Source organism: Pandoraea commovens, from assembly GCF_024704525.1.
Lineage (GTDB): Bacteria > Pseudomonadota > Gammaproteobacteria > Burkholderiales > Burkholderiaceae > Pandoraea > Pandoraea commovens.
Map to the genome: position 1 here is coordinate 4,801,846 of NZ_CP102780.1, position 25,182 is coordinate 4,827,027.

Here is a 25,182-nt window from a genome sequence, read left to right on the forward strand (position 1 = left end):
CCGCATGAACGCGCCCGTGACCCCGCAAGGCCAGCCCACCCCGTCCGGTGAAACGCCGGCGGGCATCGCGCCTGTCGACGCCGAAGCGCTGGCTGCACGCCAGCGCCAGTTGCTCGACGCGCTCGCCAGAATCCTGCCACCGCATTGCATCCTCCATCGCCGCGAGGACACCACGCCATACGAGTGCGACGGCCTCGCCGCGTATCGCCGCGTGCCGCTCGCGGTCGTGTTGCCGGAGTCCGAATCGCAGGTGCAGCGCATTTTGCAGGCGTGCCACCAGCTCGGCATTCCGGTGGTGCCGCGCGGTGCGGGCACGAGCCTGTCCGGCGGCGCGATGCCGATCTCGGACGGCCTGGTACTCTCGCTCGCGAAGTTCAAGAAAATCGTCGAAGTCGATCCGTATGCACGCACGGCGACGGTGCAGCCGGGCGTTCGCAACCTCGCGATCTCGGAAGCCGCTGCCCCGTACGGGCTTTACTACGCGCCCGATCCGTCGTCGCAGATCGCCTGCACCATCGGCGGCAATGTTGCGGAAAACTCCGGCGGCGTGCACTGCCTGAAGTACGGTCTGACGGTGCATAACGTGCTGCGGGTGCGCGCCATCACCATGTCGGGCGAAGCCATCGAATTCGGCTCGCTCGGCCCCGACGCGCCCGGACTCGATCTGCTATCGGTCTTCATCGGCAGCGAAGGCATGTTCGGTGTCGTGACCGAAATCACCGTCAAGCTGATACCCAAAGCCCAGACGGCGCAGGTCATCATGGCGAGCTTCGACGACGTGGAGACCGGCGGCAACGCCGTCGCCGCGATCATCGCCGCAGGCATCATCCCTGCCGGGCTGGAGATGATGGACAAGCCGGCCACGCAGGCCGTGGAGGAGTTCGTCCACGCGGGGTACGACCTGGAGGCCGCCGCCATCCTGCTTTGCGAATCGGATGGCACGCCGGAAGAAGTCACCGAAGAGATCCTGCGCATCTCACACGTGCTGCGCACCTCGGGTGCGACGCGGTTGCAGATTTCACGCAGCGAGGAAGAACGCCTGCGCTTCTGGTCGGGGCGCAAGAACGCCTTCCCCGCCGCCGGGCGCATCTCGCCGGACTATTACTGCATGGACGGCACGATTCCACGCCGTGCGATTGGGACATTACTCAAACGCATCGAAGGTTTGGAACAACAATATGGGTTGCGCTGTATTAACGTCTTTCACGCGGGAGACGGCAATATGCATCCACTCATTCTTTTTAACGGCAACGATCTGGACGAATGGCACCGCGCCGAGGCGTTCGGTTGCGACATTCTCGAGGCGTGCGTCGAACTCGGCGGCACGATCACGGGCGAACACGGCGTGGGCATCGAGAAGATCAACTCGATGTGCGTGCAGTTCTCGGCGCAGGAACGCGATGCGTTCTTCGGCGTGAAGCGCGCGTTCGATCCGGTCGGGCTGCTCAATCCGGACAAGGGCATTCCCACGCGTGCGCGCTGTGCCGAATACGGCAAGCAGCACGTGCGCGGCGGTCTGCTGCCGCACCCCGATCTGCCGAGGTTCTGACATGCGTCCGCTGTCGGAGTGGCTGCCGCACGATTGGCGGCAGCGTCTTTACATCATCATTTTCGAAGCCGACACGCGCGAAGGCCGGCTGTTCGACATCGCCCTGCTGATCGCCATCGTGCTGTCGGTGCTCACGGTCGTGGTGTCCAGCGTCCCGGCAGTGCAGGCCACGATGCCGCTGCCGATGGCCATTCTCGAATGGTTCTTCACGCTGCTCTTCACGGCCGAGTACATTGCGCGACTGATCAGCGCGCACCGGCCGATGCGCTACGCGCTGTCGTTCTACGGTCTCATCGATCTGCTCGCCATCCTGCCGACCTATCTCGCGATTCTCGTGCCGGAGCTGCATGGGCTGATCGACGTGCGTCTGCTGCGACTGATGCGCGCTTTCCGGATTCTGAAGCTCACGGCCTACGTGAACGAGGCGGGCGTGCTGAGCATTGCGCTGTACAACGCGCGTCGCAAGATCCTCGTGTTTCTCGGGTTCATCTCGATCATCGTGGTGATCTTCGGCACGCTCATGCATATCATCGAAGGCCCCGAACACGGCTTCACCAGCATTCCGGTCGGCATCTACTGGGCGATTGTGACGTTGACGACGACCGGCTACGGCGATGTCGTGCCCGTCACCGGACTGGGCAAGGCGATCACCGGTTTCGTAATGCTGCTCGGCTATAGCGTGATCGCGATTCCCACCGGCATCATGGGCGCCGAGATTCATTTGGCCATGCGCCGTACGACCGTGACTACGCGCACCTGCCGCCAGTGCCAGACCGAAGGACACGACCCCGACGCACGCTTCTGCAAGCATTGCGGCAGCGAACTCGGGCCTTACCAGACCGACTCCACCCCGCCGCCCGAACCGAGCTGATGACCGACACGACCGACACCATCGAGCAATTCCGCGCCGTCATCGAACACGCCACCGCGCGCCGCGCACCGCTCCAGCTTCGCGGCGGCGGCACCAAAGCCTGGTACGGCCAGCAGCGCGTCGGTGAAGTCCTCGACACGCGTGCTTACAGCGGCATCGTCGCGTACGACCCGTCCGAGTTGGTCATCACCGCGCGTTGCGGCACCTCGCTGGCCGAGATCGAAGCCGCGCTTGCCGAGCGCAACCAGTTGCTGCCGTTCGAGCCGCCCTACTTCGGCCCGGGCGCGACCATTGGCGGGGCCGTCGCCGCCGGGCTTGCGGGGCCGCGTCGCAGCGCTGTCGGGTCGGTGCGCGATTTCGTGCTCGGCGCGAAGCTGATGGACGGCCGCGGGCATGTGCTGAATTTCGGCGGACAGGTCATGAAGAACGTCGCCGGTTACGACGTCTCACGCATGCTCGCCGGCTCGCTCGGCACGCTGGGCTTGATTCTGGAAGTGTCGCTGAAGGTGTTGCCGCAGCCGTTCGCGGAACTCACGCTGCAATTCGAGATGAACGCCATCGACGCGGTGCGCAAGCTCAACGAATGGGGCGGTCAGCCGTTGCCGATCACGGGCAGCGCGTGGCGCAGCGATCTGCTGGTGATTCGACTGGCGGGGGCATCGGCAGCGATCAAGGCGGCGCGCGTGAAGATGGGCGGCGAACTGGTCGACGCCATTCATGCAGCGAAGTTCTGGCACGCCATTCGCGAGCAGACCGACAACTTCTTTGCCGATGCGGGCCCCGGACAAGCCTTGTGGCGTCTGGCGGTGCCGTCGACAGCGGAACCTCACCGTCTGCCCGGCAAGCAACTCATCGAGTGGGGCGGCGCGCAGCGCTGGTGGATTACGGACGCCGACGCGCAAATCGTGCGCTCGGCCGCGCGTCAGGATGGCGGACACGCCACGCTGTTCCGCTACGGCGAGCCGGGCGTGAGTGTCTTCACGCCGCTGCCCGCACCGGTGATGCGCATCCATCGGAATCTGAAAGCCGTGTTCGATCCCGCTGGCATCTTCAATCCGGGACGGATGTACCCCGAGTTCTGACAGGCTCAGTCGTTCGGTCGCGTCAGCCAGTGGCGTCCAGCAGTCGAATGACTTCGGATGCCAGTGTGCGTACGGCGCGGTCGACGTCGCGCGTGAACGGTTGTCCGCCGTTGATGCGCAAGAAGTTGTCATAGCGCGACGAGTTGGAAAAGAGGCTGCCCGGCGCGACGCGAATGCCTTTCGCCAGCGCCGCGTCGAACAGCTTTTCGGAACTCACACTCCCCGGCATTTCCACCCACAGACTCAGGCCACCGGCGGGTTGCGTCAGACGAGTGCCCGCGGGGAAGTACGTGGCGATTGCTTCGGCCATCGCCCCGCGGTGTTCGCGCAACTGCACGCGCAGGCGTCGCAAATGACGGTCGAAACGCGGCGAATCCATGAATTCGCCCATCGCGATCTGCGCCAGCGCTTCGTTCGGACGCGTCTGCGCGTACTTCAGCATCTCCACCCGCCACTGCCATTTGCCACCGGCGATCCAGCCCAGACGCATGCCGGGCGCGAGCGTCTTGTGCAGCGACGCGCAGTGAATCACGTTGCCCGTCGTGTCCCATGAGCGAATCGCGGCGGGAATGTTGCCGTCGTCGCCGAGCGACGAGTAGGTGTCGTCTTCGATGATGGCGATACCGCGCGATTCGGCCCACTTCACCAGTTGCGCCTTGTGCGCGTCTGGCATGACGGAACCGAGCGGGTTCTGGAAATGCGGCACGACAATCACGGCCTTGATGTTGTCGTAGGTCTGACTGGCCAGCTCCAATGCGTCGAGCGAAATCCCGGTTTGCGGACTCGTTGGAATCTCCAGCACCCGGATGCCCATGCTCTCCAGCGTCTGCAACAGCGCGTAGTACGTGGGCGATTCGACCGCGACGACATCGCCCGCACTCGCCACAGCGCGCAGCGCCAGGTTGATCGCCTCGATGCAACCGTGCGTGACGACGATCTCTTCCGGATTGATGTTCATACGCGCTTCGAGCGCCCGACGGGCAATCGCCGAACGGAAACGCGCTTCGCCGCCGCCCGGCGGCGGGGTGCCGTAGAGCAACGGGTGATCGCGCAGCGCCCGCATGGTCGCCTGCCGTAGTTCGTTCACCGGATACAGAGACGGCGAGCCGTGCGCGACCGCGAGATTGACTTTGACGTCTGCCTGGAGACCGCGCGCGAGGATCGACGACACGCGCTGATTAATCCCCACATACTGCATCAGGTCAGGCACCCAAGGACGCGGCTCAGCCACCGGCACGACACTCGCCCGTGCGGGCGTGCGCACGAAGTAGCCGGAACGCGGACGCGCTTCGAGCAAGCCCAGCGCTTCGAGGTGACGACACGTCTGCAACGCCGTCGACAGGCTGACCTGATGGCGCTCCATGAGCGCACGCACGCTGGGCATGCGCGCGCCCGGGGCAAGCGTGCCCGCTTCGATGGCGTGACGGTAGTGATCGGCCAGTTGGCGGTAGAGGGGCGTGCGCTCTTCGGCGGCGGCAGACGGCGCTGTCGATTCAGGTGTCGACGCGGGCGTCAGGCCAGGCGTCGGGGCAACTGACGTCAAAGACATGGCAGGTGTCTCGTCGGAGACAGAAGGGTCGGAGAGGTTTGAGCGGGCGGCGTCCATGCGCAGATGATCCGGCATCAGGCACCACCAGAACAGATACAGATTTACTGATTCGGGATCGTAACAGATTGCCTCACGCCCATCTGTTACGGGCGAAACAGCCGGACTGTGTGCCTACCGGGGCGGCGGCGCGGCCGATACGCTGTAGTCGTCTGTTCACTGCACCGGAGTCCATCATGGCCAAGCCCTCTTCCACATCTCAGCACCCTCTGCCCATCGACGTCACGCTCGCGCCGGGCCAGTCGTTTCACGGATACGTGAGCCAGGGCACGGTGCTGCACGTCGGGCAAGGGCGGGTGGTGCTCACACCGGCGTCGCGCTGGCTGGCCAATAGTGTCTGGCGCACCGATGTCTCGCTGGCAGCGGGCCACGTCTTTGTCACGGAGACCGGCGGCTGGATCACGCTCGCGAGCGATGTGGGCGCGCGAGTCGCATGCCGGGAAGAAGTGGCGGCGTCACCGTCCGGCGTTGCACCGGGACGGCAGTTGGCAGGACGTCTCGAACGCCTGTTCTGGCGGTTTGGACTTCATTTCCGGTAAATCCTCGGCGAGCGACCGGCCGTTCCCCGACAAACGCTGCGTCGACAGGCAGATTCGGCCAACGACGGCTCAAGCCGGTAGCAACCTCTCAATGTCGGCACGAATCGCTTCGGGCTTGGCGGTCGGCGCATAGCGCTCGATCACATTGCCCGACGCGTCGACGAGAAACTTGGTGAAATTCCACTTGATCGCCTTCGTTCCGAGCAAGCCGCGCTTTTCCTGCGTCAGATAGTCGTAGAGCGGCGCTGCCTGAGGGCCCTTGACGTCGACCTTGGCGAACATCGGAAAGCTCACATGAAAGCGCAGATCGCAGAAGCTGCGAATCGCCTGCGCGTCGCCGGGCTCCTGTTTGCCGAACTGGTTGCACGGGAACGCCAGCACCTCGAAGCCGCGCGGGCCGAGTTGCTCGTAGAGCGTCTGAAGACCGGCGTATTGCGGCGTAAAGCCGCATTCGCTGGCCGTATTCACGATCAGCAGGACCTTGCCGCGATATTGCGACAGGCTCACGGACTCGCCGGCGAGCGTCTGGACGGAAAAATCGTACACGCGCTGCGGTTGGGCGCTCATCGGCGTCTCCCTTTGGATGTTGGCACCGCGCAGTCTGCCACAACGCCGGTCCGGCGGGCGCTCAGCGCGTCTGCCTCGCGCTTTTGTCGGACACCCGCCACGGGTAGCACCTAGTTATTTGCCGGGTAGCACCTCAGGTGCGTGCACGGCTATAATCGTTCGCTCAACCCCGATCCCGCCGATCCTGCCGAAGAATCTGCCGAACCCGCCGAACTTGTCTTATGTCGACCATCGCAGCACATCTCGACGACGTCCTCTCCCGGATTTCCCGCGCGACCGCCGATGCCGGACGACCGGCAGGCAGCGTGCGTCTGCTTGCTGTCTCGAAGACGTTCGGCGCGGATGCCGTGCGCGAAGCGGTCGCCGCCGGTCAGCGGGCGTTCGGTGAGAACTACGTGCAGGAAGCCCTCGACAAGATCGCGGCGACGGACGACGCCCGCGTCGAAGGCGAACCACTGGAATGGCATTTCATCGGGCCGCTGCAAAGCAACAAGACGCGTCCGGTGGCAGAGCATTTCGACTGGGTCCACTCCGTCGACCGGCTTAAGATTGCCGAACGCCTGAGTGCGCAACGCCCGGCGGATCTGCCGCCATTGCAGGTCTGTCTTCAGGTCAACATCAGCGGCGAAGCGAGCAAGAGCGGCGTGACGCCCGACGAGGTGCCCGCTGTCGCGCGCGCCATCGCGGCACTGCCGAATCTCACGCTGCGCGGCCTGATGGCGATTCCGGAACCGGAAGACGATCCATCGCGTCAGCGCGAGCCATTCAAAGCGGTGCACGAACTCTTCGACACCCTGCGCGCAGAGGGTCTGGCGCTCGACACACTTTCGATGGGCATGTCGGGCGACCTCGAAGCGGCCGTGGCAGAGGGTGCGACAATGGTGCGCATCGGCACCGCGATTTTCGGCGCACGCGATTACGGCTCACGGGCCTGAAACGCGAGGCGCGAACACAGCAGCAACGAACTACACGCAACGACATACGCAACGCAAAGGATGGTTATGAGAATTGCATTCATCGGCGGCGGCAACATGGCCAATGCCCTGATCGGCGGACTCGTCAAGCGCGGCACGGCACCGCGCGACATTCTCGCGATCGACGTCAACGAATCGACCCGTGAGGGCCTGGTCAAGCAGCACGGCATCGACACCGCCAGCGCGCCGAACGACCGCCTGCGCGACTTCGACACGCTCGTACTGGCCGTCAAACCGCAAGTGCTCAAGGATGTCGCACAAGCGCTTCAGCCGCATCTGAACGGCCAGTTGGTCATCAGCATCGCAGCGGGCATCCGCGCGTCCGATCTGGCCCGCTGGCTCGGCGGCCACAACCAGATCGTGCGCTGCATGCCGAACACGCCTGCGCTGATCGGCAAAGGCATCACCGGTCTAATCGCGCTCTCCGGCGTGGATTCGGATCAGCGCAAGCGTGCGGAAAGCGTGCTGAGCGCCGCTGGTGAAATCGTGTGGGTCGACAAGGAGAGCCAGCTCGACGCCGTCACTGCCATCTCCGGCAGCGGCCCGGCCTACGTGTTCTATTTCATCGAAGCGCTGGAGCAGGCGGCGCACGAGCTGGGCTTCACGCCCGAGCAGGGTCGTCAGCTTGCCATCGCGACGTTCACGGGCGCGTCGCAACTCGCGGCCGACTCCACCGAACCGGCCAGCGTGCTGCGTGAGCGCGTGACGTCCAAGGGCGGCACCACCTTCGCAGCCCTCACCTCGTTCGAGAATGACGCAATCAAGGCCGCCATCGTACGCGGCGTGAAGGCCGCCAACGCCCGCGCCAAGGAACTCGGCGACGAACTGGGCGATGCCTGATGGCATGCAGGCGATGTACCTGCGATGGGCCGCGTGGCCATCTCAGCGTCGCCTGAGTACGATCCGCACGCCGGTATCGCACAACGCGATACCGGCGTGAGCGTTTTCTAGAAGTCTTCGGCCTGGGACGACGGCCACACTGCCAGCGTCACAACGTCATGCCGAAGGCCAATGCCTCACTTTCGACAGACGCCGGACGACACGTTTGAGACGTCCGTACCGTCCCCACGCCGCAAATTCCTCACCGGGGCGACGGCCATCTCCGCCGCGCTTACCGCATCTCCATGGACGCTGCATGCCAGCGGCTCCCTCCCTTGCACGCCGTCGAGCTACAACATCGATACGTCGATCGCTTCGCCCAATCAAGCGCCTCGCATCCGTACGCTGGTGCTGCACTACACCGCGGTGAATCTGGCCCGGGCGCTGGAAATCCTGACCGACCCCAATCGAAAGGTCGCCGTGAGTTCGCATTACCTTGTCCCGGACGCCGCGGGTGAAGACGGTCGCTTTACCGTCTTTAATCTCGTCCCGGAATCGCATCTCGCTCACCACGCGGGGGTGAGTTGGTGGTTGGGGGAGCGCCTGCTCAATGGTTCCTCGATTGGCGTCGAAATCGTCAATCCGGGGTTCCCGGCAAGCGATAACCGAACGCCACTCGAGCGACGGCAATGGTACGAATATCCGGAGGCCCAGGTGGCCGTCGTCGCGGAACTGGTCGCGAATATCGTGCGGCGCTATCAGATCGCACCGGATCGGATCGTCGGACACGCCGACATTGCCCCGGGACGCAAGACCGATCCCGGCCCTTTGTTTCCGTGGAAGGATCTGCACGTAAAGTACGGCATCGGCGCGTGGCCGGACGCCGACACAGTGGACTGGTATGTGGGACGCCGACCGTTTACCGGGAACATCGCTGCACTACAGGCCAAGTTGCGAGAGTACGGCTATGACACGCCGCAAACCGGTGAGCTGGACACGGCAACGCGCAACGTGATCGAGTCGTTCCAGATGCATTTCTGCGCGTCGGCGCGCTACGATGGGGAACCCGATCCGCCAACGGTGGCGGTACTCGACGCACTGCTCGAGAAGTATCGAAACCGGCCCAGACCGTGCGAGGCGGGAGCGCGCGAAGCCGCGTGACACCGCGTGAGATCGCGATGCGAAGAACGAGGAACGAGAACGAGACATGAAAACGGCGAATCACGCGCCGTTTTCATTCTCGCGCCGACCGGATGGCTTACGCCGTCAGCAAATAGTGCCCGGCGATACCGGCAAAGACCGCCGCACCGAGCCAGTTGTTGTGACGGAACGCGGCGAAGCAAGGCATGCGCTCGCGGCCACGAATGAGGAAGTAGTGATAGATGGCGAAGCTGACGGCAACCGCCATGCCCAGCCAGAACGGCCAGCCAAAGCCGAGGTACACGCCCACGCCTGCCTGAATGCCCAGCGCGCCCACGTAGCAGAGCATGACGGCGATCACGTCGAAGCGTCCGAACGTGATGGCCGACGTCTTGATGCCGATCTTCAGATCGTCGTCGCGATCGACCATCGCATATTCCGTGTCGTAAGCGAGCGACCAGAACACGTTCGAGAGCAGCAGCACCCATGCGAGCACCGGCACCTGATCCTGCACGGCAGCGAACGCCATCGGAATGCCGAAGCCGAACGCTACGCCGAGATAGGCCTGCGGCAACGCGAAAAAGCGCTTGGTGTACGGATACGTGCCCGCCACGAACAATGCCGGAATCGACATCCACTTGGTCAGAGCGTTGAGCGGCAGGATCAGCAAGAAGCTCACGAGGGCGAGCGTGGCGGCCACGGCCACCGCTTCCCAGGCGCGAATGCGTCCCGACGTAATCGGACGCTCTTTCGTACGTTTGACGAATTTATCGAAGTCGCGGTCGGCGTAATCGTTGATGGCACAACCCGCCGAGCGCATCAGAAACGTGCCGAGCGTGAAGATCACGATCAGTAGCGGATCGGGATGTCCGTTCGATGCGATCCATAGTGCGCAAAGCGTCGGCCAAAGCAGCAGCACGGTGCCGATCGGCTTGTCGAGGCGAACGAGTCGGAAATACAGCGGAAGACGTTGAGCGAGCAACATGGGCGGGCGTCACACAGGAAGACTTGTGGCGCTATTGTAGGCCACGGGCCGAAGGCTCGCCAATTGGCGTTCCGGCCCCTGCGATTCGTTCGGGTGGCGCCAGCCGCTCCGGATCGTTACCAGATCCAGAACATCAGCAGCCAGAGCCAGTTGACGAGCGCGAGCGCCGCCACGATGCCGGCCATGCCCGCCAGACGCCGCACCATCGACGTCGCATGACGTCCGGTCACGCGCCAACCCAGCCACAGGCTCCACAACGTGGTCACGGCGAGGATGGTGGCGCGCACGTCGTTCGCCCAGTAGATCGGCAGGTGTTCGGCACGCAGCAGGCTGACCGTCGTCGCCGACAAGCCGATGAACACGCCCGCACCGGCAATCGGAATCAGCGACTGCACCAGATGATTGAAGCGCGACGTCTGCCACGCGCCCATCGCCCGGTTGGCCAGAGCGAAAATCAGCGTGAACGCCAGCCCCAGCACGAGACCGTTGCCGAGAATGTAGGTCACGACCATGCCGCCGTCGAGCCAGCTGAAAACGTCGCTCTGTTCGGGGTAGTTGGTGAAGACGAACCACGGCGCATTCGTCTCGAACGGCCACATGATGCCGCGGTCGATCAGCCACGTCGCCAGTTCCGTCTTGGTCGCGACGAACCACGGGTTCACCGTCCAGTGGAATGCGCCGATGGCCACACCGAGCAGACCGAAATTGACCAGCACGCTATCCCAGACGCTGTTGTTCTCCGTCGCGCCGTACTTCACGATCTCTTCGCTGGGCGAGCGGCCCGTGAGTTCGATGGCGTCGCGATGCCCGGCGCAGCGGCCGCACATATGGCACTGCGCACCGCCCTTCATATTGCGCAGCGGCACGAGCGGCGCGCAATTGATCGGGATGATCTTGTGACCCTTGGTGTTGTACGACCGACGCCAGGCGTCTTCGTTGACCTTGAAGTGGAACGGTGCAAGACGCGCCAGCAGTGCGAATACGCCGTTGACCGGGCACAGATACTTGCACCACACGCGCTTGTCGCGTCCGTAGAAATAACCGATCACCATCGCGCCGATGGTCGAGCCGCCGAGCACCAGCAACACCGCCTTCGGATACTGGTAGACGCTGACCATCTGGCCATATAGCGTGGTCCCGGCGAAGGCGACGAACGGCCAGCCGCCCCAGCGCATCCAGCGCGGGATCGCGCGACCCCGGCCGTGTCGGCTTGCGAATTCGGAGAGTGTGCCTTCCGGACACAGGACACCGCACCACACGCGCCCCATCAGCACCATGCTCAGCAGCACGAACGGCCACCAGATGCCCCAGAAGGTGAACTGCGCGAAAACGGTGAGGTTGTTGAGGATGTGCGCCGTCTCGTCAGGCAACGGCATGAGGACAGGCACGCAGATCAGGAACGCATAGACCAGCACGATGACCCACTGCACGCCACGTATCAACTTGCCGTGGCGTTGCATCAAGAGGCCTAGTCGGGCCAGTCGGTTCGGGACAGTGATGGCGATGCTCATGCGTAGCTCTTGCTCGGGTCTTGCGTAGGGGGATTACCTTTGCGGATTGACGGATCTCATGTGCGGCGTGTCCGTTCAGTCCGGTGCTGCTTCAATGTGCACTCACGTGCACTAACGTGCATCACCGGGCGGAATCGCCACCCGGCTTGCACCGCCCGCTTACGCGGGCTTCACCTGCTTGGCCGACGGTGCGCCTGCCCGCTTGAGCAGCACCCACATGAACAGCCAATACACCGCATACACCAACAGATTCATGCCGGACGGATGCGCGCGATAGCCGGTCAGTGTAGCCACGAGGCTGCCGAACGGGCTGGCGTCATCCAGAATCGCGGAAGTATCCCACAGTTGGTCGACCAACGTCGGTACAAGCTCCAGCGAGATCAGGCGATCAAGCCCCGACTCCAGCAAACCGGCTGCGAGGAACAGCAGCATGATTTCGGTGACGCGGAAGAACAGTCGCCACGAAAAGATCTTGCCGCCCAGTTGCAGCAACCAGAACGTGACGAGCGCCAGCGCGAAACCGATAGCCACGGCGAGCCACATCGACATCGGCACATTGCCGCCCTGACCGAAGCCCAGACCGTAAAGGAAGATGGCGGTTTCGCTGCCTTCGCGGGCAATGGCCAGCGCGACGAGCACCAGCACGCCCCACCAGGTGCCCTGATCGTGATTCTTCTGCAGCGACGATTCCATGTCGCGCTTGAGCGTTCGCCCGTTGCGCTTCATCCAGAAAACCATCTGCACGATCAGCACGCAGGCCACGAGCACCATGGCCGTCTGGAAGTAATCCTGCGCGTCGCCCGAAAGCACTTCGGTGAAGCCGACGAGCGCGGCGCCCAGACCGACCGCTGCGGCGATGCCGAGCACGACCCCCGCCCACAGATAGGGCAGGCCGCGCTTCGCACCGTGATCCGGGTTGGCCAGCCAGGCATGCAGAATGCCGACCACCAACAATGCCTCGACGCTTTCGCGCCAGACGATGAACATGACCTGACCCATCGTGTGATTCCTTTTGTAATGCGTGTACTACCGTATGACTGAAACGACAACGTTCCGCTTGCCGGCTTACTTGGCGACGATCACGCCTTGCGCCTGCTGGTGGAAGTCATCGAAAAACTTGTACTCGCCCGGTTGCAACGGGGCGATCACGACGAACGACTGCGCGCCGGGTGCGAGCACCTTTTCCTTGCGCAGTTGCAGACTTTCAAACTCGACGGCATTCGTCCCGGTGTTGTGCACCTCGATCTTGATGCGCTTGCCGGCCGGCACTTCGATACGTGCCGGATTGAGTTTGCCGTTGTTCATTTCCAGCTTGAAGGTGGGCAGGTCGTCGGCACGCGCGGTTTGCGCTGCGCCCAGTCCGAACAAGGTCACCACCACGGCCGCCATCGTGGCCAGCAGGCGCGCGATGCGCTGATTCATCCTTCTGCTCCAAATGAAAACAGCGCTGGTCGGCTGACCAACGCTGCATCAGGTTATCCCGGCTTAGTAGCCGCCCTTCTTGCCAATACCCGAGAACGTGAAATCGACCGTCTTCGTGATCGGCTTGAACCACGGACCCACGCCGGTTTCCTTGTCGACGTGACGGCCGAAGCACCACGGGCCCATGCCGCCATGTGCTGCGTGCGCACCGGCTGCCGGCGTGCCGCCCATCTTGCAACCGAACTCTTGCAGCGTGCCCGGTGCGTTCACGACCATCGTCAGCTGATACTTGCCGATGCCCGTCAGCTTCACGTTGTCGCCGTAATGCGGACCGTCGCTCGCGACCATCGGCATCATCAGACCTTCAACCGCTGCGCCGTCCGGCGTCTTGCCGTCCGCCTTCATCTTCTGAAGCTTGTACGTGATTTCCAGACCCGGGATCCAGTCGCCTTCGGCGTAACCGTTCGGGTTGTTCTTGATCGCGTGAATATCGGCTTCCAGGTGGATGTCCGACTTCGCGGCGTCGCGCATCATGCCGGCCGGTTCCATCGTGATCGGCTGGAGGTACACGGTGTTGATTTCCATGCCCGCTGTATTGAGCGGTTTGCCGATCGGGAATTCGGCGGCCTGAGCCATAGTGGCCGCACCGGCAAGCAGCACCGCTGCCACGAGGGATTTCACGCGCATACACACTCCAATGTTTTGTCGAGAAGTTAATGCAAACAATTCTCAATAAGTTTAGCACTATCGCCACAGGCAGACAAACCGGCGATGTCAAGGAAACTCGGGGAGAAACGGGAAAAATGGGGGAATTTTGAGGCTTGCGTAAGCCCCGGCGGGGGTGCCCGGCGATTCTTAGCATCCGGTTACGGAAAATTACCTAACGCCCCGGTGACGGACCGATCTGCCACGCGGCCGACACCATAACCGTCGATTGTTAGGAAAGAATTAGGGACGGAAGTCGCTCAGGGCAGCACCCCACCCCGATCGATCTTGCGCGCGAGCACCACCGATGTCGTGGTCCGGGTCACGCCGTCGATCTCGCCAATGATGTCGAGCAAGGCGTCGAGCTGATCGGCCGACGCGGCATGCAGCCACGCCACGTAGTCGAACTCGCCGCTCACGGAACACAGCAGATGGATCTCGGGCATCTTGTTGAGGCGTCGCAGCACGTCGCGCCCCGAGCGCGGCTGGACGCTGATGCTCACGCAGGCTTGCAGCCCGCCGCCAATGGCGTCCTGCCCCAGGCGCACCGTATAACCGGCGATCACGCCAGCCTGCTCCAGCCGACCGAGCCGGGCGACCACCGTAGTGCGCGCCACGCCCAAACGTCGCGCCAGATTCGCCGTGCTCTCACGAGCATTCACTCGCAGCAGCGCGAGCAGATTTCGGTCGAGTTCGTCGAGCGCCGTAGCGGAGAGCGTCATCGGGCCTCTCCAGGACAGCGACCAGCGGGCAGCACGAGCGGTTTTCTCTCTGTCATGGTTGTGATATCGAGCGGGACGTACGGGCAGTGAACCGTCAAACGACGATCGATCCGCGTTTTCGGCGATGCGAGATTATAGAGCGCTGGCGCAGTGCAATGCGGCACCCCTGCCCGCTTGTCCCGCAATGCCGCCCTCCATGTTCACATCAAGAGATACGATGACAAGGGTTTCAGTGCGCCCGCCATCAACCCGACGTTGAGGGCACTTCACGCAACCCGCGACGCCCCGCCACACCGTCTAAAACCGGCTTTAACCCTTGTCCTATCAAGGCAATAGCCAAGGGTATCCCCCCAAGGGATTGCTATTGACAACGCCGATGGGCGATGCGCAAAATCACATCACTTATATGACGACGTACAAGAAAGACCCACCACGGCTGCTGCGGAAGTCATAACCGCAACGATAGCTGCCTGGCGCGTCGGCCCCGAACGTCACCGGAGACAGGCGTTTGCCATGCATTTTTCGTTGAATTTCGCCCCGCTGGTTCCTTACTGGCCGGTTTTCCTTGAAGGCGCGTGGCTCACGCTGAAGATGACCGTCTTCTCGGTCGTAATCGGCACCGTGCTGGGCACGCTGGTCGCTTTCGCCAAACGCAGTCCCAACCGTCTGCTCTCGCGTGTGTGCGGCATCTATATCGAGTCGGTTCGCAATACGCCGTTCCTCGTTCAGATCTTCCTGCTCTACTTCGGTCTCGCCAGCATCGGTGTGCACTTGCCGACATTCACGGCGTCGGTGCTCGCCATGGTGATCAACATCGGCGCTTATGCAGCCGAGATCATTCGCGCCGGTCTCGAATCGGTGCCGCGCGGTCAGATCGAAGCAGCCGAGTGCCTGGGGCTCTCGAAGTGGCGCATTGCGTGGCACGTGATGCTTCAGCCGTCCATCGAGAAGGTATACCCGTCGCTCACGACCCAGTTCATTCTGATGATGCAGGCGTCGGCCATTGCGTCGCAGATCTCCGCCGAAGAACTCACCGCCGTAGCGAATACGGTGCAATCGGACACGTTCCGCTCGCTTGAGACTTACATCGTCGTGGCTGCGCTCTATCTGGCGCTGTCGCTGCTCGTGAAGCTCGTGGCGTGGGCGGCGGGCGAATACTTCTTCAAGCGCCGCCGCACGGTGCGACGCGCCGCCGCGCAAACCGCTCAGGCCGCACGTCGCCGCGCTGCCGCCTCGCGTGCAGCAGGGGCTGCCAGCGCAGCTCAGAACGCCTCCGGTACGTCCGCTGGCAACACCGCGCAACGGAGCGCTTCATGATCGGCAATTTCTCGTTCACCTATCTCGGGTACATGGTGCAGTCCATCGGCTGGACGCTGGTGCTTTCTGCCCTGGCCTTCGTGCTCGGCATGGCCGGTGGTTTTCTGGTGATGCTTGGGCGCATCTCGCCGCGCCGCTGGCTGCGTTTGCCCACGCAAGTGTTCATCGAAGCGATTCAGGGTATTCCGCTGCTGATTCTGCTGTTCATCGTCTACTTCGGTCTGTCGGTGTACGGCTTCGAGCTGCCTTCGATCGTGGCCGCCGCCCTCGCGCTGATGGTCTACACGAGCGCTTATCTGGGCGACATCTGGCGCGGTTGCGTCGAAGCCATGCCGCGTGCGCAATGGGAAGCGGCGGAGTGTCTGTCGTTCACCCGCTGGCAGACGTTGCGCCTCGTGATCATTCCGCAAGCGGTGCGTCTGTCGCTGCCGCCGACCATCGGCTTTCTGGTGCAGATCATCAAGATGACGTCGCTCGCCTCGGTCATCGGCTTCGTCGAGCTGACCCGCGCAGGACAGATCATCAACAACTCGATTTTCCAGCCCTTCCTCGTGTTCTCGCTGGTGGGGGTGTTTTATTTCGTGCTGTGCTACCCACTCTCCCGCTGGAGCGCATCACTGGAGGACAGGCTCAATGTCGGCAATCGTTAAGGTCAATGAAATTCACAAGCGCTTCGGCGACAACCCGGTGCTCAAGGGCGTGTCGTTCGAAGTAGAGCGCGGTCAGATGGTCGCCATCATCGGCGCCAGCGGCTCGGGCAAAAGTACGGCCTTGCGTTGTATCGACCGTCTGGAAACCATCGACGAAGGCTCCATCGAAGTGTGCGGCATTCGCGTGGAAGATCCATCCATCGATCTGCATCAGCTGCGTCGCGAAGTCGGCATCGTCTTCCAGAGCTACAACCTGTTTCCGCACCTGAGCGTGCGCGAGAACATCATGCTGGCGCTGCGTCACGTGAAGCGCATGGCGCGCAGCGAAGCCGAGGAAGTTGCCAAGCGCGTGCTCGCGCAGGTCGGTCTCTCGGACAAGGCCGACAGCTATCCCGAGCAACTCTCGGGCGGACAGCAACAGCGCGTGGCGATTGCCCGCTCGCTCGCCATGTCGCCCAAGGTCATGCTGTTCGACGAAGTGACGTCCGCACTCGACCCGCAACTCACGGGCGAAGTGCTGCGCGTGATGGAAGACCTCGCGGCAGACGGCATGACGATGTTGCTCGTCACGCACGAAATGGCGTTTGCCAAGCGCGTGGCCGACCAGATCATCTACATGCATCAGGGCAAGGTCTGGGAAGTCGGCCCCGGCGAGATGCTCGACAACCCGAAGACCCCCGAACTGCGCGCGTTCCTCGCGAACGGTCTGTAAGCAGCCCACCGGAACCCGTCAGTCCACATTGCAAGACAACAATCACCCGAAGGAGACCATTGCATGAAACTCAAGACGTTCTTCACCCAGGTCTGCGCCGCCGTTGCGCTTGGCGCGATGGCCCACGCAGCGCTTGCCGATCAGCTCGACGACATCAAGAAGGCGGGCAAGATTCGTGTGGCCATCGCCATGGGAACGCCGCTTTACTCGTACGCCGACGCCAATCTGAAGCCGGTCGGCTCGGACGTCGAGACGGCTGAGCTGCTCGCAAAAGACCTGGGCGTGAAGCTCGACATCGTGTCCGTGACGAACGCCGCACGCGTGCCGACGCTGCAAGCGAACCGCGCCGACCTCGTGGTGGCCGACCTGTCGATCACGCCGGAGCGTGCGCAGGTGGTCGACTTTTCGATTCCCTACGCCGTGATCTCGATCATCGTGGGTGGACCGAAGAGCATGAACATCAAGAGCTACGCCGATCTGGACGGCAAGCGCATCGGCCTCACGCGCGCGACCGTCAACGACACGCTGACCACGGCGAACGCCAAGGGCGCGCAGATCGTGCGTTACGAAGACGACGCCACGCTGATCACGTCGATGGTGACGGGTCAGGTGGACATCTTCTCGAGCACGCCGTCGAATCTCGGCGAAATGCAGAAGCGCGCACCGGCGAAGAACCTCGAACTGAAGTTCGCGCAGAAGGAGTTCGATCTGGGCATCGCGCTGAACAAGAATCAACCGGCGCTCAAGGACTGGGTCAACAACTGGGTCAAGACCAATCTGAAAAACGGCAAGCTCAACGAGATCTACAAGAAGTACCACGGCCGCGATCTGCCGGACAGCGTGACCAAGGGCGCGGTTTAAGGCTCACGGCACACGCCACACTCGCAGCACTGTCGGGCCGATAGCGTAATGCGACGGGCCGTCCTTGCCTCGGCAGGGACGGCCCTTTTCACTTCCGGCACGGGCTCATCGCGCGTTCAAGAGGCCATCGATGGCGAGTCGGACAGCCCGTCGCTCGCGACACGCGCGACACGATGCCGCACCGCCCCCCCTTTTGATTCACTGGCAGCGGTTCACGGAAAGGGGTAAGTTAGCGGCTTGCTTTCGTCACCGCTTCGTCTCACTTCTCCTTACTCGATCCAATGACCGCGCACGCTTGCCGCCCCGCTCTATCGCTCTCGTTCACCGCACGCCTGCGCGGCGGTCTCTTTGCGCTGACGCTGGCCGCCGTCACGGCGCCCGCCATCGCGGCGGGAGATATCGAAGCGGGCAAGGCGCTGTTCGCTTCGCGTTGCGCGTCATGTCATTCGGTCGGCCCGATGGCAGCCTCAGGCTTCGGGCCGCAACTCAACGGGCTGGCGGCCCGTCGCGCGGGCAGTCTCGCGGACTTCGATTACTCGAAGGAGATGAAGCAATCCGGCCTCCTGTGGGACGACAAGACGCTCGCCGCCTTCATCGCCAATCCCGGAAAGACCGTGCCGGGTACCAAGATGCGCTTCTGGGGCATCGGCAACGAACGCAAGGTCGCCGACCTGATCGCGTACCTCCACACGTTCAAATGACGCAGAAGCGAGGCGTCGCATCAGGCCTCGGCGAGACGCACACCTGCGCGCTCAAGCATGTGCTGATTACGTGAAGAAAGATTGACGAAACGCAGGTTCCTGCCAGCCTTCCTATAGCGCTCACGCAACGTCTCGAACGCCACGATGGCCGAGTGATCGGCCACGTGCAGATGACGGCAATCGATCACGACGTCATGCACGTCCGACAGCGGTCGGAACAGATCTTGAAAGTTGGCCGTCGATGCGAAGAACAACGTACCGTGTAGCACATACGTGCGTGCATCGACCGCTTGGCCGTCGACACCCTCTGCACCCTCCACCACTTCGGCGCGAATCTCGCGCGCATGTTGCCAGGCGAAGTTCAGCGCTGCAATCACGATGCCACACATCACGGCGACCGCAAGATCGGTGAAGACGGTGATCACCGTCACCGCGACGATCACCAGCGCGTCGTTGCGCGGCACCTTGCCCAGCACGCGTAGCGATCCCCACGCGAAGGTCTGCTGCGCGACGACGAACATTACGCCAACGAGCGCCGCAAGCGGAATCCGCTCGATCAGCGGCGACAGGAACAACACGAACAGCAGGATCATGATGCCCGCCGTCGCCCCCGAGACACGGGTGCGTCCGCCTGAGCTGAGGTTGATCATCGTCTGCCCGATCATCGCGCAGCCGCCCATGCCGCCGAACATTCCCGAGACGACGTTCGACACGCCGAGCGCGAGACATTCGCGATTGGGGCGTCCGCGCGTCTGCGTGATGTCGTCGGTCAGGTTGAACGTCAGCAGCGTCTCCAGCAAGCCCACGATGGCCATCAGCAGCGCGTACGGGAAGACGATCCGAAGCGTCTCCAGCGTAAGCGGCACTTGCGGCAGATGCAGCGTCGGGAACGCGCCCGCGATGTGAGCCATGTCGCCGAGCGTGCGCGTCGGAAGGTTCAGCAGTTGGCTGAGCACTCCGACGCCGACGATGGCCACGAGCGCGGGTGGCACCGCCTTCGTCAAGCGCGGCAGTACGTAGACGATCAGCATCGTCAGCGCGACCAGTGCACACATGATCGCGAGCGGCGCGCCGTGCAACCACACAGTGCCCTGCGGCGTCGCCTGCTTGAAGTGTTCGAGCTGCGCCATGGCGATGATGATCGCGAGTCCGTTCACGAAGCCGATCATCACCGGGTGCGGCACCATGCGAATCAGCTTGCCGAGCCGCAGCAGGCCGAACAGCATCATCAGCAACCCACCGAGCACCACGGTCGCGAGCAAATACTGCACGCCGTGCTCGACGACGAGTGCGACGATCACCACGGCCATCGACCCGGCCGCACCGGAGATCATGCCGGGACGTCCACCGAAGATGGCCGTGAGCGCACAAATGATGAAAGCACCGTAAAGGCCCATCAGCGGGTTGACCTGCGCGACCAGCGCGAAGGCGATGCACTCGGGCACCAGCGCAAAGGCGGTGGTGAGCCCGGCAAGCACGTTACCGGGGAGGTTCGGGAGCCACTGTTCCCGAAGCGTTTGAGACTTCATGAATGACGTTGAAGCGGAGATGCAGCGAATTGCAGCGGAGGCGCATTTTACCAGCCGGATGATTTTCGCCTTGATGGGCATGTTGCACGGGGCCTTTGAAACGCACTTGTATTTGTCTCAGTTTCGCCGCGAGACCATAACTCGGATACTTCATTCAACGGCTCACGCAACACCGCAACGAGCCCCACCCAAGGAGAAACACCATGCCCCTGCTGCCCCTGCTCGCCGAAGGCGCTCTGTACCTCGCTGGCCTCGTCTGCGCCGCATCGCCCTTCTGGCAATAACCGCCCGACGGCCAACGCAAATAAAGAAAGCCCTGACACGTCAGGGCTCTCTCTATTTGCGGCGGAAGCATCGTGCGCGGCTGAATCCCGATCTCAGATCCGCGCGTAATTGGCCGAGGCGAACGTCCAGTTCAGCTTCTTCGCAATCGTCTCCGCCAGATAGTCGGGACGACGATTCTGGTAGTCGAGGTAATACGCGTGCTCCCAGACATCGACCGTCAGCAGCGGCAACTGACCGCTACGCGTGAACGGCGTCTCGGCGTTGCCCGTCTTCACGACAGCCAGTTCGCCCTTGTCGACGACGAGCCATCCCCAGCCGCTACCGAACTGCGATGCGCTGACCGTCAGCAATTGCTTCGACAGCGCCTCCGTTGAGCCGAACTTGCCGACGATGGCGCGGGCGAGACGCTCGTCCGGCGTGGTTTGTACGGGGCTGAGCGACTTCCAGTAGAAGTTGTGATTCCAGGCTTGCGCGGCGTTGTTGAAGATGTCTTCCATATCCTCGCGGCCGTGCGACTTCAGGATGAGCTGTTCGAGCGTTGCGGTGGCGAGCGGCGTGTCGGCGAGCAGCTTATGCAGATTCGTGAAGTACGCCTGATGATGCTTGCCATAGTGAATGCCGACGGTGCGTGCCGAGATCACGGGCTCCAGCGCGTCCTGCGCGTAGGGCAGATTCGGCAGCGATTGCGGCGACGCGCCCAGATAGGCGAGTAGCGCCGCCTCGTCAATCGTCTTGCCTTGCGACTTGGCGGTCTTCTGCGAAGACGTCGCAGCAAAACCAAGACTCGACATGACGAGTGCGGCACCGCCGAGCGAACCGCTGGCGAGCATCTGACGGCGAGACAGTAGCGTGTTGGACATGGTCATTTCCAGTTCGTTTTGGGGGGATCGAGAGCGCAGTTGCAAGCGCCGTCTCACTCACATAACGTCGGAGGACTTCGACTTATTCCATCCATTGAAAAAGAAACCCCGTGGCAACCCACTGTCGGCGCGGACTTCGCACAATCCAAATAAAGTGTGAGAACATCCGCGCCATCCGCATCATCGGCACCACTGGCACGACCCGCACCTGCAGCAGATCGATCCGATCCATCCACGGGAGTCAGAAATGCGAAAGTTGCTTTCGTTTGTGTTGTTGCTTGCGTCCCTCCATGCCTTGCCGGCGTTCGCCGACAAATTCTCGTTTCCTCCGGATTTCAAACAGCAGACCATCGCCACCAATGGCGCGAAGATCTACGTGCGCGTCGGCGGCCACGGACCGGCGGTCGTGCTGCTGCACGGATACGGCGAGACGGGCGACATGTGGGCACCGCTGGCTGCGAGGCTGGCAAAGACCCACACCGTCGTCGTGCCCGATCTTCGCGGCATGGGCTTGTCCGACCATCCGGCGAACGGTTACGACAAGAAGAACGAAGCGCGTGATATCGCGGGCGTTCTGGATACGCTCAAGATCGGCAAAGTGGATGTCGTCGCGCACGACATCGGCAACATGGTGGCGTATGCCTTCGCCGCCGAGCAGCCCGACCGGGTGACGAAACTGGTGCTGATGGACGCACCGATTCCCGGCGTCGGCCCGTGGGAAGAGATCCTGAAGAATCCGCTGCTTTGGCACTTCCGCTTTGGTGGCCCGGATATGGAACGTCTCGTGAAAGGCCGTGAACGCATTTACCTCGACCGCTTCTGGAACGAGTTCTCCGCAGATCCGAAGCATTTCGATGAAGCGTCGCGTCGGCATTACACACGCTTCTACGCCCTGCCCGGTGCGATGCACTCCGGCTTCGAGCAATTCCACGCCTTCGATCAGGACGCCATCGACAACAAGGCCTTCCTCGCCAAAGGACCACTCCCCATGCCGGTGCTGGCCATTGGCGGCGAGAAGTCTTTTGCGACGATGATGGCGACGGTCGCGAGTGCTGCGGCGACCAACGTCAAGGGCGCGGTCATCCCGAATGCCGGACATTGGCTGATGGAGGAGCAACCGGACGCGACGATGACGGCGATTACCGAATTTCTTCAGTAAGCGCCTTTGCACTGCATCATCGATGCCCGCACACGACGCGTGAGTTTTTGCATCGTCTGACGTCGAAATTCGGGTAAATCACTCGGATACGCAGCACTTGCGAGGCGATAAATCAGGAGAGGAAATTAGAATTTCCTCTCCTTCGTCATTGCAACCGACTCAGATGTTCAACCACCGGAATGTGCCATTCGCCGCCGCGTTCGCGGGCATGGTCTCCGTCCAGACCGGCGCAGCATTTGCCAAAACGCTGTTTCCCCTCGTCGGCAGTGAAGGCGTTGCCGCGCTGCGCCTCGGCCTGTCGTCTCTCGTTCTTGTCGTCGCGCTTAAGCCCTGGCGATTGAATTTCCGAGACGCGGGTATTTCGTGGCTGACGATGCTCACCTACGGCATCACGCTGGCGTTGATGAATCTGCTCATCTATCGCGCGTTCGCGTACATCCCCGTCAGCGTCGCTATCTCCATCGAAGTCATGGGGCCATTGTGCGCGGCCTTGCTGACGTCTCGACGCGCGTCCGACCTTGTCTGGATTGCGCTGGCCGCGCTCGGCATGGTCGGGCTTGCGATTGGCGACGTCAAAGGCGAGATAGATGTCCGGGGCGTCGCGTTTTCGCTGGCGGCCGCCTTGTTCTGGGGGATCTACGTGCTGGTGGGACGCAGAGCGTCGGCCGGTGGCGGGCAATCGGTTGCGGTCGGCATGACGATTGCTGCGGTGATTGCCGTGCCGCTGGGGGTGGCGCAGGCGGGCACGGCGCTCGCGTCCACACACGTGCTGCTGGTCGGCTTCAGCGTGGCCGTGCTGTCGAGCATGCTGCCGTTTCTGCTGGACATCTACGCGATGCGCCGTTTGCCCGCGCGGGTGTTCGGCGTGCTGCTGAGCGGGTCGCCCGCCGTCAGCGCCATCGCCGGGTGGCTCGTCCTGAACGAGACGCTGACGCCGACGCAGTGCGCCGGGATCGCGTGCGTCGTCGCTGCATGTGCGGGGTGTGCGTTGTTTTCGCGGCCACGCGCCGAAGCGTGACGTCGTTGCGTTGGTCCTTGCGCTATCGTCAGATCAGATCGAAGAGCGGAAGCTTCAGACCGGTCTTCACCTGATCGAGCACGATGAGCGTCCGGTAGGTGAGGATGTCCGGGTTGTCGGCGAAGTGCTGGCGGACAAGCTGTTCGAAATGCGGGATGTCGCGGGAAATCATGATGATGATGAACGAGACGCCGCCGTTGACGAAATAGCACTGTTGAATTTCGTCGACGTTGCGGAAGTAGCGCTTCGCGCGATCCATCACGATGCTTCGATCCTCGACCAGTCGCGACTCGATGACGGCCGTCACAGGATTGCCGATCATGGCGGGATTGAGCACGGCGACGTTGTCCCGGATGACGCCGCGTGCCTCCAGCCGACTAATGCGCCGCTGCACTGAGGCCGTGGAAAGCCCCACCTGCTCGGCGATGGCCGCGTGCGATAGCCGGTTGTTCGTCTGAAGCAGGTCGAGGATGTTCAGGTCGAACCGGTCGAGATCGGCTTTCTCGACGCTTTTGTCGGCGCTTTTGTCGGTTTTATTTCTCATTTACCGGGAATGTGACGAAAGGGGTTCGGCGCTCGCGGGCGACCGGTTCGCCATTCTACGACGCGCGTCGGCCCGCGTCGGGAGCCGGGGAAAGCCGTCGCCCTCGACGTCCGAGGCGGTCCGCCACGGCCTTGTTGTACCCCGACAACGTATCCTCACAGCCGATCAGACTGTCACGGACCGCGTGCTAGGATCGCGCCACAAAATCAGAACGTCACCTGAAACAGGGGCGCAATATCACGCCGGGGAAGTAGTGAAGTCTGTCCATCGATCATCGCAGGCACGTCAACGTGTTGCACCGTCGGACGACGGTCGCCGATAAACACGGCCTCCTCGACGTCCCTCTCATCCATTTTGAAAGTTAGGCAACATGAATTGCAAGGCAATGGCTTTTGCCGTGGCGATGCTCGCGAGCGCCGCGCACGCGCAAGCCATCGAGGTGTATGGCGCGGTGGGTACGGAAGGTCTCGGCATTGGTGCCGGCGTCGGTGTGACGAATCACCTCGGGGTGCGCGCCGATGTGAACGGTCTGGCGCTGTCGCATAGCTTCACGGCGGGTCAGGTTCGCTACGACGGCCGCGCGCGTTTCGTGCACGGCGGCGTCTACGCCGACTTCTTCCCCGCTCCGGCGACGGTTCCGTTTCGTCTGACGGCGGGGATGCTGGTCGGCGACGACCATGTCGATCTCGTCGGCCATGCCGAGCAAAGCACGTACGTCTATCGAGGTGTCGCGTATCCGACCGCGGGTCAATCGGTGAACGGGCGCATCAAGTTGCCGACCGTGCGACCGTATGTCGGCATCGGCTTCGGTCATAGCCCGCTGGCGACGCCGGGCTGGTCGATGTCGTTCGACGCAGGTGTCGCCTACGGCAAACCGACCGTGGAACTCGACGTCCCGCCGCTCATCACGGCTATCGTGGGACAAGCCACTGTCGACGATCAGCGTCAGCAGCTTCAGGACAAGGCCAACAAGCTCAAGTTCTACCCAATCGTGAAAGTCGGTGTGACGTACAAGTGGTAACAGGGGTGACGGAGTCGACTGGCGGCAGCGCAG

26 protein-coding genes are annotated in these 25,182 nt (G+C 62.7%); 15 read left to right on the forward strand and 11 right to left on the reverse strand.

The features are described 5' to 3' along the window. Positions 1-4: 4 nt before the first annotated feature. From NTU39_RS21535 to glcE, 3 genes are read left to right on the forward strand one after another with little or no spacing between them, the layout of a single operon-like run. Positions 5-1,549: an FAD-linked oxidase C-terminal domain-containing protein gene (locus NTU39_RS21535; RefSeq protein WP_257958528.1), complete on the forward strand. Its 1,545-nt coding sequence runs from the start codon at positions 5-7 to the stop codon at positions 1,547-1,549. Position 1,550: 1 nt separating this feature from the next. Beyond that, entirely contained in the window at positions 1,551-2,420 is an 870-nt protein-coding gene (locus NTU39_RS21540; RefSeq protein WP_150664430.1) for an ion transporter, read from the forward strand. Beyond that, positions 2,420-3,502: a glycolate oxidase subunit GlcE gene (gene glcE, locus NTU39_RS21545; RefSeq protein ID WP_257958529.1), complete on the forward strand. Its 1,083-nt coding sequence runs from the start codon at positions 2,420-2,422 to the stop codon at positions 3,500-3,502. Before NTU39_RS21540 ends, glcE begins: the two co-directional genes overlap by 1 nt. A 22-nt stretch (positions 3,503-3,524) precedes the next feature. On the opposite strand, the gene NTU39_RS21550 is transcribed toward glcE, so the two are convergent. Beyond that, the gene (locus NTU39_RS21550; protein WP_257958530.1) at positions 3,525-5,051 is read right to left on the reverse strand and encodes an aminotransferase-like domain-containing protein; all 1,527 of its coding nucleotides are present in this window, start codon (positions 5,049-5,051) and stop codon (positions 3,525-3,527) included. A 233-nt stretch (positions 5,052-5,284) separates the two neighbouring features. Between NTU39_RS21550 and NTU39_RS21555 the strand changes: the two genes are divergently transcribed. Next, a complete protein-coding gene (locus tag NTU39_RS21555) occupies positions 5,285-5,647 on the forward strand; it encodes a hypothetical protein (RefSeq protein ID WP_257958531.1) in 363 nt (120 codons plus the stop codon). Positions 5,648-5,716: 69 nt separating this feature from the next. On the opposite strand, the gene NTU39_RS21560 is transcribed toward NTU39_RS21555, so the two are convergent. After that, a complete protein-coding gene (locus NTU39_RS21560) occupies positions 5,717-6,214 on the reverse strand; it encodes a glutathione peroxidase (protein ID WP_257958532.1) in 498 nt (165 codons plus the stop codon). 221 nt (positions 6,215-6,435) lie between these two features. Between NTU39_RS21560 and NTU39_RS21565 the strand changes: the two genes are divergently transcribed. From NTU39_RS21565 to NTU39_RS21575, 3 genes are all read left to right on the forward strand, one after another. Then, positions 6,436-7,149 (forward strand): YggS family pyridoxal phosphate-dependent enzyme, encoded by a 714-nt coding sequence (locus NTU39_RS21565; protein WP_150664434.1) that lies wholly within the window; start codon positions 6,436-6,438, stop codon positions 7,147-7,149. A gap of 66 nt (positions 7,150-7,215) precedes the next feature. Then, positions 7,216-8,028 (forward strand): pyrroline-5-carboxylate reductase, encoded by an 813-nt coding sequence (gene proC / locus NTU39_RS21570; protein WP_046293025.1) that lies wholly within the window; start codon positions 7,216-7,218, stop codon positions 8,026-8,028. A 171-nt stretch (positions 8,029-8,199) separates the two neighbouring features. After that, on the forward strand, positions 8,200-9,168 hold the full coding sequence (locus NTU39_RS21575) for an N-acetylmuramoyl-L-alanine amidase (RefSeq protein WP_150664435.1): 969 nt from the start codon (positions 8,200-8,202) through the stop codon (positions 9,166-9,168). A gap of 97 nt (positions 9,169-9,265) precedes the next feature. Here the strand turns inward: NTU39_RS21575 and ubiA are convergent, their stop codons facing one another. From ubiA to NTU39_RS21605, 6 genes are all read right to left on the reverse strand, one after another. After that, complete coding sequence (gene ubiA, locus NTU39_RS21580; protein WP_150664436.1) at positions 9,266-10,132, reverse strand: 4-hydroxybenzoate octaprenyltransferase; 867 nt, start codon at positions 10,130-10,132, stop codon at positions 9,266-9,268. Positions 10,133-10,248: 116 nt separating this feature from the next. Next, positions 10,249-11,643: a 4Fe-4S binding protein gene (locus NTU39_RS21585; protein WP_174984655.1), complete on the reverse strand. Its 1,395-nt coding sequence runs from the start codon at positions 11,641-11,643 to the stop codon at positions 10,249-10,251. 159 nt (positions 11,644-11,802) lie between these two features. Further along, positions 11,803-12,642 (reverse strand): FTR1 family iron permease, encoded by an 840-nt coding sequence (locus NTU39_RS21590; protein ID WP_257958534.1) that lies wholly within the window; start codon positions 12,640-12,642, stop codon positions 11,803-11,805. 66 nt (positions 12,643-12,708) lie between these two features. Further along, the gene (locus NTU39_RS21595; RefSeq protein WP_150576456.1) at positions 12,709-13,032 is read right to left on the reverse strand and encodes a cupredoxin domain-containing protein; all 324 of its coding nucleotides are present in this window, start codon (positions 13,030-13,032) and stop codon (positions 12,709-12,711) included. Between the two features lie 96 nt (positions 13,033-13,128). Further along, positions 13,129-13,752 carry an iron transporter gene (locus tag NTU39_RS21600; protein WP_046293028.1) on the reverse strand — a complete coding sequence of 208 codons (624 nt, stop codon included), beginning with the start codon at positions 13,750-13,752 and terminating at the stop codon, positions 13,129-13,131. 278 nt (positions 13,753-14,030) lie between these two features. Continuing rightward, positions 14,031-14,492 (reverse strand): Lrp/AsnC family transcriptional regulator, encoded by a 462-nt coding sequence (locus NTU39_RS21605; RefSeq protein ID WP_039401071.1) that lies wholly within the window; start codon positions 14,490-14,492, stop codon positions 14,031-14,033. A gap of 513 nt (positions 14,493-15,005) precedes the next feature. Between NTU39_RS21605 and NTU39_RS21610 the strand changes: the two genes are divergently transcribed. The 5 genes from NTU39_RS21610 (at position 15,006) to NTU39_RS21630 (ending at position 18,733) form a co-directional block, all read left to right on the forward strand. Continuing rightward, the gene (locus tag NTU39_RS21610) at positions 15,006-15,809 is read left to right on the forward strand and encodes an amino acid ABC transporter permease (protein ID WP_150664438.1); all 804 of its coding nucleotides are present in this window, start codon (positions 15,006-15,008) and stop codon (positions 15,807-15,809) included. After that, positions 15,806-16,459 carry an amino acid ABC transporter permease gene (locus tag NTU39_RS21615; protein ID WP_039401077.1) on the forward strand — a complete coding sequence of 218 codons (654 nt, stop codon included), beginning with the start codon at positions 15,806-15,808 and terminating at the stop codon, positions 16,457-16,459. The genes NTU39_RS21610 and NTU39_RS21615 overlap by 4 nt, the downstream gene beginning before the upstream one ends. After that, positions 16,443-17,171, forward strand: a complete 729-nt coding sequence (locus tag NTU39_RS21620) for an amino acid ABC transporter ATP-binding protein (protein ID WP_039401080.1) — start codon at positions 16,443-16,445, stop codon at positions 17,169-17,171. Before NTU39_RS21615 ends, NTU39_RS21620 begins: the two co-directional genes overlap by 17 nt. 63 nt (positions 17,172-17,234) lie before the next feature. Next, entirely contained in the window at positions 17,235-18,032 is a 798-nt protein-coding gene (locus tag NTU39_RS21625) for a transporter substrate-binding domain-containing protein (RefSeq protein ID WP_150664439.1), read from the forward strand. 281 nt (positions 18,033-18,313) lie between these two features. Then, entirely contained in the window at positions 18,314-18,733 is a 420-nt protein-coding gene (locus NTU39_RS21630; RefSeq protein ID WP_174984657.1) for a c-type cytochrome, read from the forward strand. 20 nt (positions 18,734-18,753) lie between these two features. On the opposite strand, the gene NTU39_RS21635 is transcribed toward NTU39_RS21630, so the two are convergent. Together NTU39_RS21635 and NTU39_RS21640 are read right to left on the reverse strand one after the other, a co-directional pair. Continuing rightward, a complete protein-coding gene (locus NTU39_RS21635) occupies positions 18,754-20,262 on the reverse strand; it encodes a SulP family inorganic anion transporter (protein WP_150664440.1) in 1,509 nt (502 codons plus the stop codon). 377 nt (positions 20,263-20,639) lie between these two features. Beyond that, positions 20,640-21,227 (reverse strand): superoxide dismutase, encoded by a 588-nt coding sequence (locus NTU39_RS21640; protein WP_373275416.1) that lies wholly within the window; start codon positions 21,225-21,227, stop codon positions 20,640-20,642. A gap of 427 nt (positions 21,228-21,654) precedes the next feature. On the opposite strand from NTU39_RS21640, the gene NTU39_RS21645 reads away from it, so the two are divergent. Both NTU39_RS21645 and NTU39_RS21650 read left to right on the forward strand, forming a co-directional pair. After that, positions 21,655-22,566, forward strand: a complete 912-nt coding sequence (locus NTU39_RS21645; RefSeq protein ID WP_150664442.1) for an alpha/beta fold hydrolase — start codon at positions 21,655-21,657, stop codon at positions 22,564-22,566. 163 nt (positions 22,567-22,729) lie between these two features. Next, a complete protein-coding gene (locus tag NTU39_RS21650) occupies positions 22,730-23,584 on the forward strand; it encodes an EamA family transporter (protein ID WP_257958535.1) in 855 nt (284 codons plus the stop codon). A 28-nt stretch (positions 23,585-23,612) separates the two neighbouring features. Here the strand turns inward: NTU39_RS21650 and NTU39_RS21655 are convergent, their stop codons facing one another. After that, positions 23,613-24,128, reverse strand: coding sequence for an Lrp/AsnC family transcriptional regulator (locus tag NTU39_RS21655; RefSeq protein WP_257958537.1), 516 nt, complete (start codon positions 24,126-24,128; stop codon positions 23,613-23,615). 385 nt (positions 24,129-24,513) lie between these two features. On the opposite strand from NTU39_RS21655, the gene NTU39_RS21660 reads away from it, so the two are divergent. Continuing rightward, positions 24,514-25,149 carry a hypothetical protein gene (locus NTU39_RS21660; protein ID WP_257958538.1) on the forward strand — a complete coding sequence of 212 codons (636 nt, stop codon included), beginning with the start codon at positions 24,514-24,516 and terminating at the stop codon, positions 25,147-25,149. The last annotated feature ends 33 nt before the right edge of the window (positions 25,150-25,182 follow it).

Excerpts from the sequence above, each read along its gene's own strand:
- NTU39_RS21595 (WP_150576456.1), bottom strand. The coding sequence starts at position 13,032 with ATGGCGGCCGTGGTGGTGACCTTGTTCGGACTGGGCGCAGCGCAAACC.
- NTU39_RS21555 (WP_257958531.1), top strand. The coding sequence starts at position 5,285 with ATGGCCAAGCCCTCTTCCACATCTCAGCACCCTCTGCCCATCGACGTC.
- NTU39_RS21605 (WP_039401071.1), bottom strand. The coding sequence starts at position 14,492 with ATGACGCTCTCCGCTACGGCGCTCGACGAACTCGACCGAAATCTGCTC.
- ubiA (WP_150664436.1), bottom strand. The coding sequence starts at position 10,132 with ATGTTGCTCGCTCAACGTCTTCCGCTGTATTTCCGACTCGTTCGCCTC.
- proC (WP_046293025.1), top strand. The coding sequence starts at position 7,216 with ATGAGAATTGCATTCATCGGCGGCGGCAACATGGCCAATGCCCTGATC.
- NTU39_RS21535 (WP_257958528.1), top strand. The coding sequence starts at position 5 with ATGAACGCGCCCGTGACCCCGCAAGGCCAGCCCACCCCGTCCGGTGAA.
- NTU39_RS21585 (WP_174984655.1), bottom strand. The coding sequence starts at position 11,643 with ATGAGCATCGCCATCACTGTCCCGAACCGACTGGCCCGACTAGGCCTC.
- NTU39_RS21650 (WP_257958535.1), top strand. The coding sequence starts at position 22,730 with ATGTTCAACCACCGGAATGTGCCATTCGCCGCCGCGTTCGCGGGCATG.
- NTU39_RS21550 (WP_257958530.1), bottom strand. The coding sequence starts at position 5,051 with ATGTCTTTGACGTCAGTTGCCCCGACGCCTGGCCTGACGCCCGCGTCG.
- NTU39_RS21590 (WP_257958534.1), bottom strand. The coding sequence starts at position 12,642 with ATGGGTCAGGTCATGTTCATCGTCTGGCGCGAAAGCGTCGAGGCATTG.
- NTU39_RS21660 (WP_257958538.1), top strand. The coding sequence starts at position 24,514 with ATGGCTTTTGCCGTGGCGATGCTCGCGAGCGCCGCGCACGCGCAAGCC.
- NTU39_RS21615 (WP_039401077.1), top strand. The coding sequence starts at position 15,806 with ATGATCGGCAATTTCTCGTTCACCTATCTCGGGTACATGGTGCAGTCC.
- NTU39_RS21610 (WP_150664438.1), top strand. The coding sequence starts at position 15,006 with ATGCATTTTTCGTTGAATTTCGCCCCGCTGGTTCCTTACTGGCCGGTT.
- NTU39_RS21575 (WP_150664435.1), top strand. The coding sequence starts at position 8,200 with ATGCCTCACTTTCGACAGACGCCGGACGACACGTTTGAGACGTCCGTA.
- NTU39_RS21645 (WP_150664442.1), top strand. The coding sequence starts at position 21,655 with ATGCGAAAGTTGCTTTCGTTTGTGTTGTTGCTTGCGTCCCTCCATGCC.
- NTU39_RS21655 (WP_257958537.1), bottom strand. The coding sequence starts at position 24,128 with ATGAGAAATAAAACCGACAAAAGCGCCGACAAAAGCGTCGAGAAAGCC.
- NTU39_RS21560 (WP_257958532.1), bottom strand. The coding sequence starts at position 6,214 with ATGAGCGCCCAACCGCAGCGCGTGTACGATTTTTCCGTCCAGACGCTC.
- NTU39_RS21600 (WP_046293028.1), bottom strand. The coding sequence starts at position 13,752 with ATGCGCGTGAAATCCCTCGTGGCAGCGGTGCTGCTTGCCGGTGCGGCC.
- NTU39_RS21630 (WP_174984657.1), top strand. The coding sequence starts at position 18,314 with ATGACCGCGCACGCTTGCCGCCCCGCTCTATCGCTCTCGTTCACCGCA.
- NTU39_RS21565 (WP_150664434.1), top strand. The coding sequence starts at position 6,436 with ATGTCGACCATCGCAGCACATCTCGACGACGTCCTCTCCCGGATTTCC.
- NTU39_RS21620 (WP_039401080.1), top strand. The coding sequence starts at position 16,443 with ATGTCGGCAATCGTTAAGGTCAATGAAATTCACAAGCGCTTCGGCGAC.
- NTU39_RS21635 (WP_150664440.1), bottom strand. The coding sequence starts at position 20,262 with ATGAAGTCTCAAACGCTTCGGGAACAGTGGCTCCCGAACCTCCCCGGT.
- glcE (WP_257958529.1), top strand. The coding sequence starts at position 2,420 with ATGACCGACACGACCGACACCATCGAGCAATTCCGCGCCGTCATCGAA.
- NTU39_RS21625 (WP_150664439.1), top strand. The coding sequence starts at position 17,235 with ATGAAACTCAAGACGTTCTTCACCCAGGTCTGCGCCGCCGTTGCGCTT.
- NTU39_RS21540 (WP_150664430.1), top strand. The coding sequence starts at position 1,551 with ATGCGTCCGCTGTCGGAGTGGCTGCCGCACGATTGGCGGCAGCGTCTT.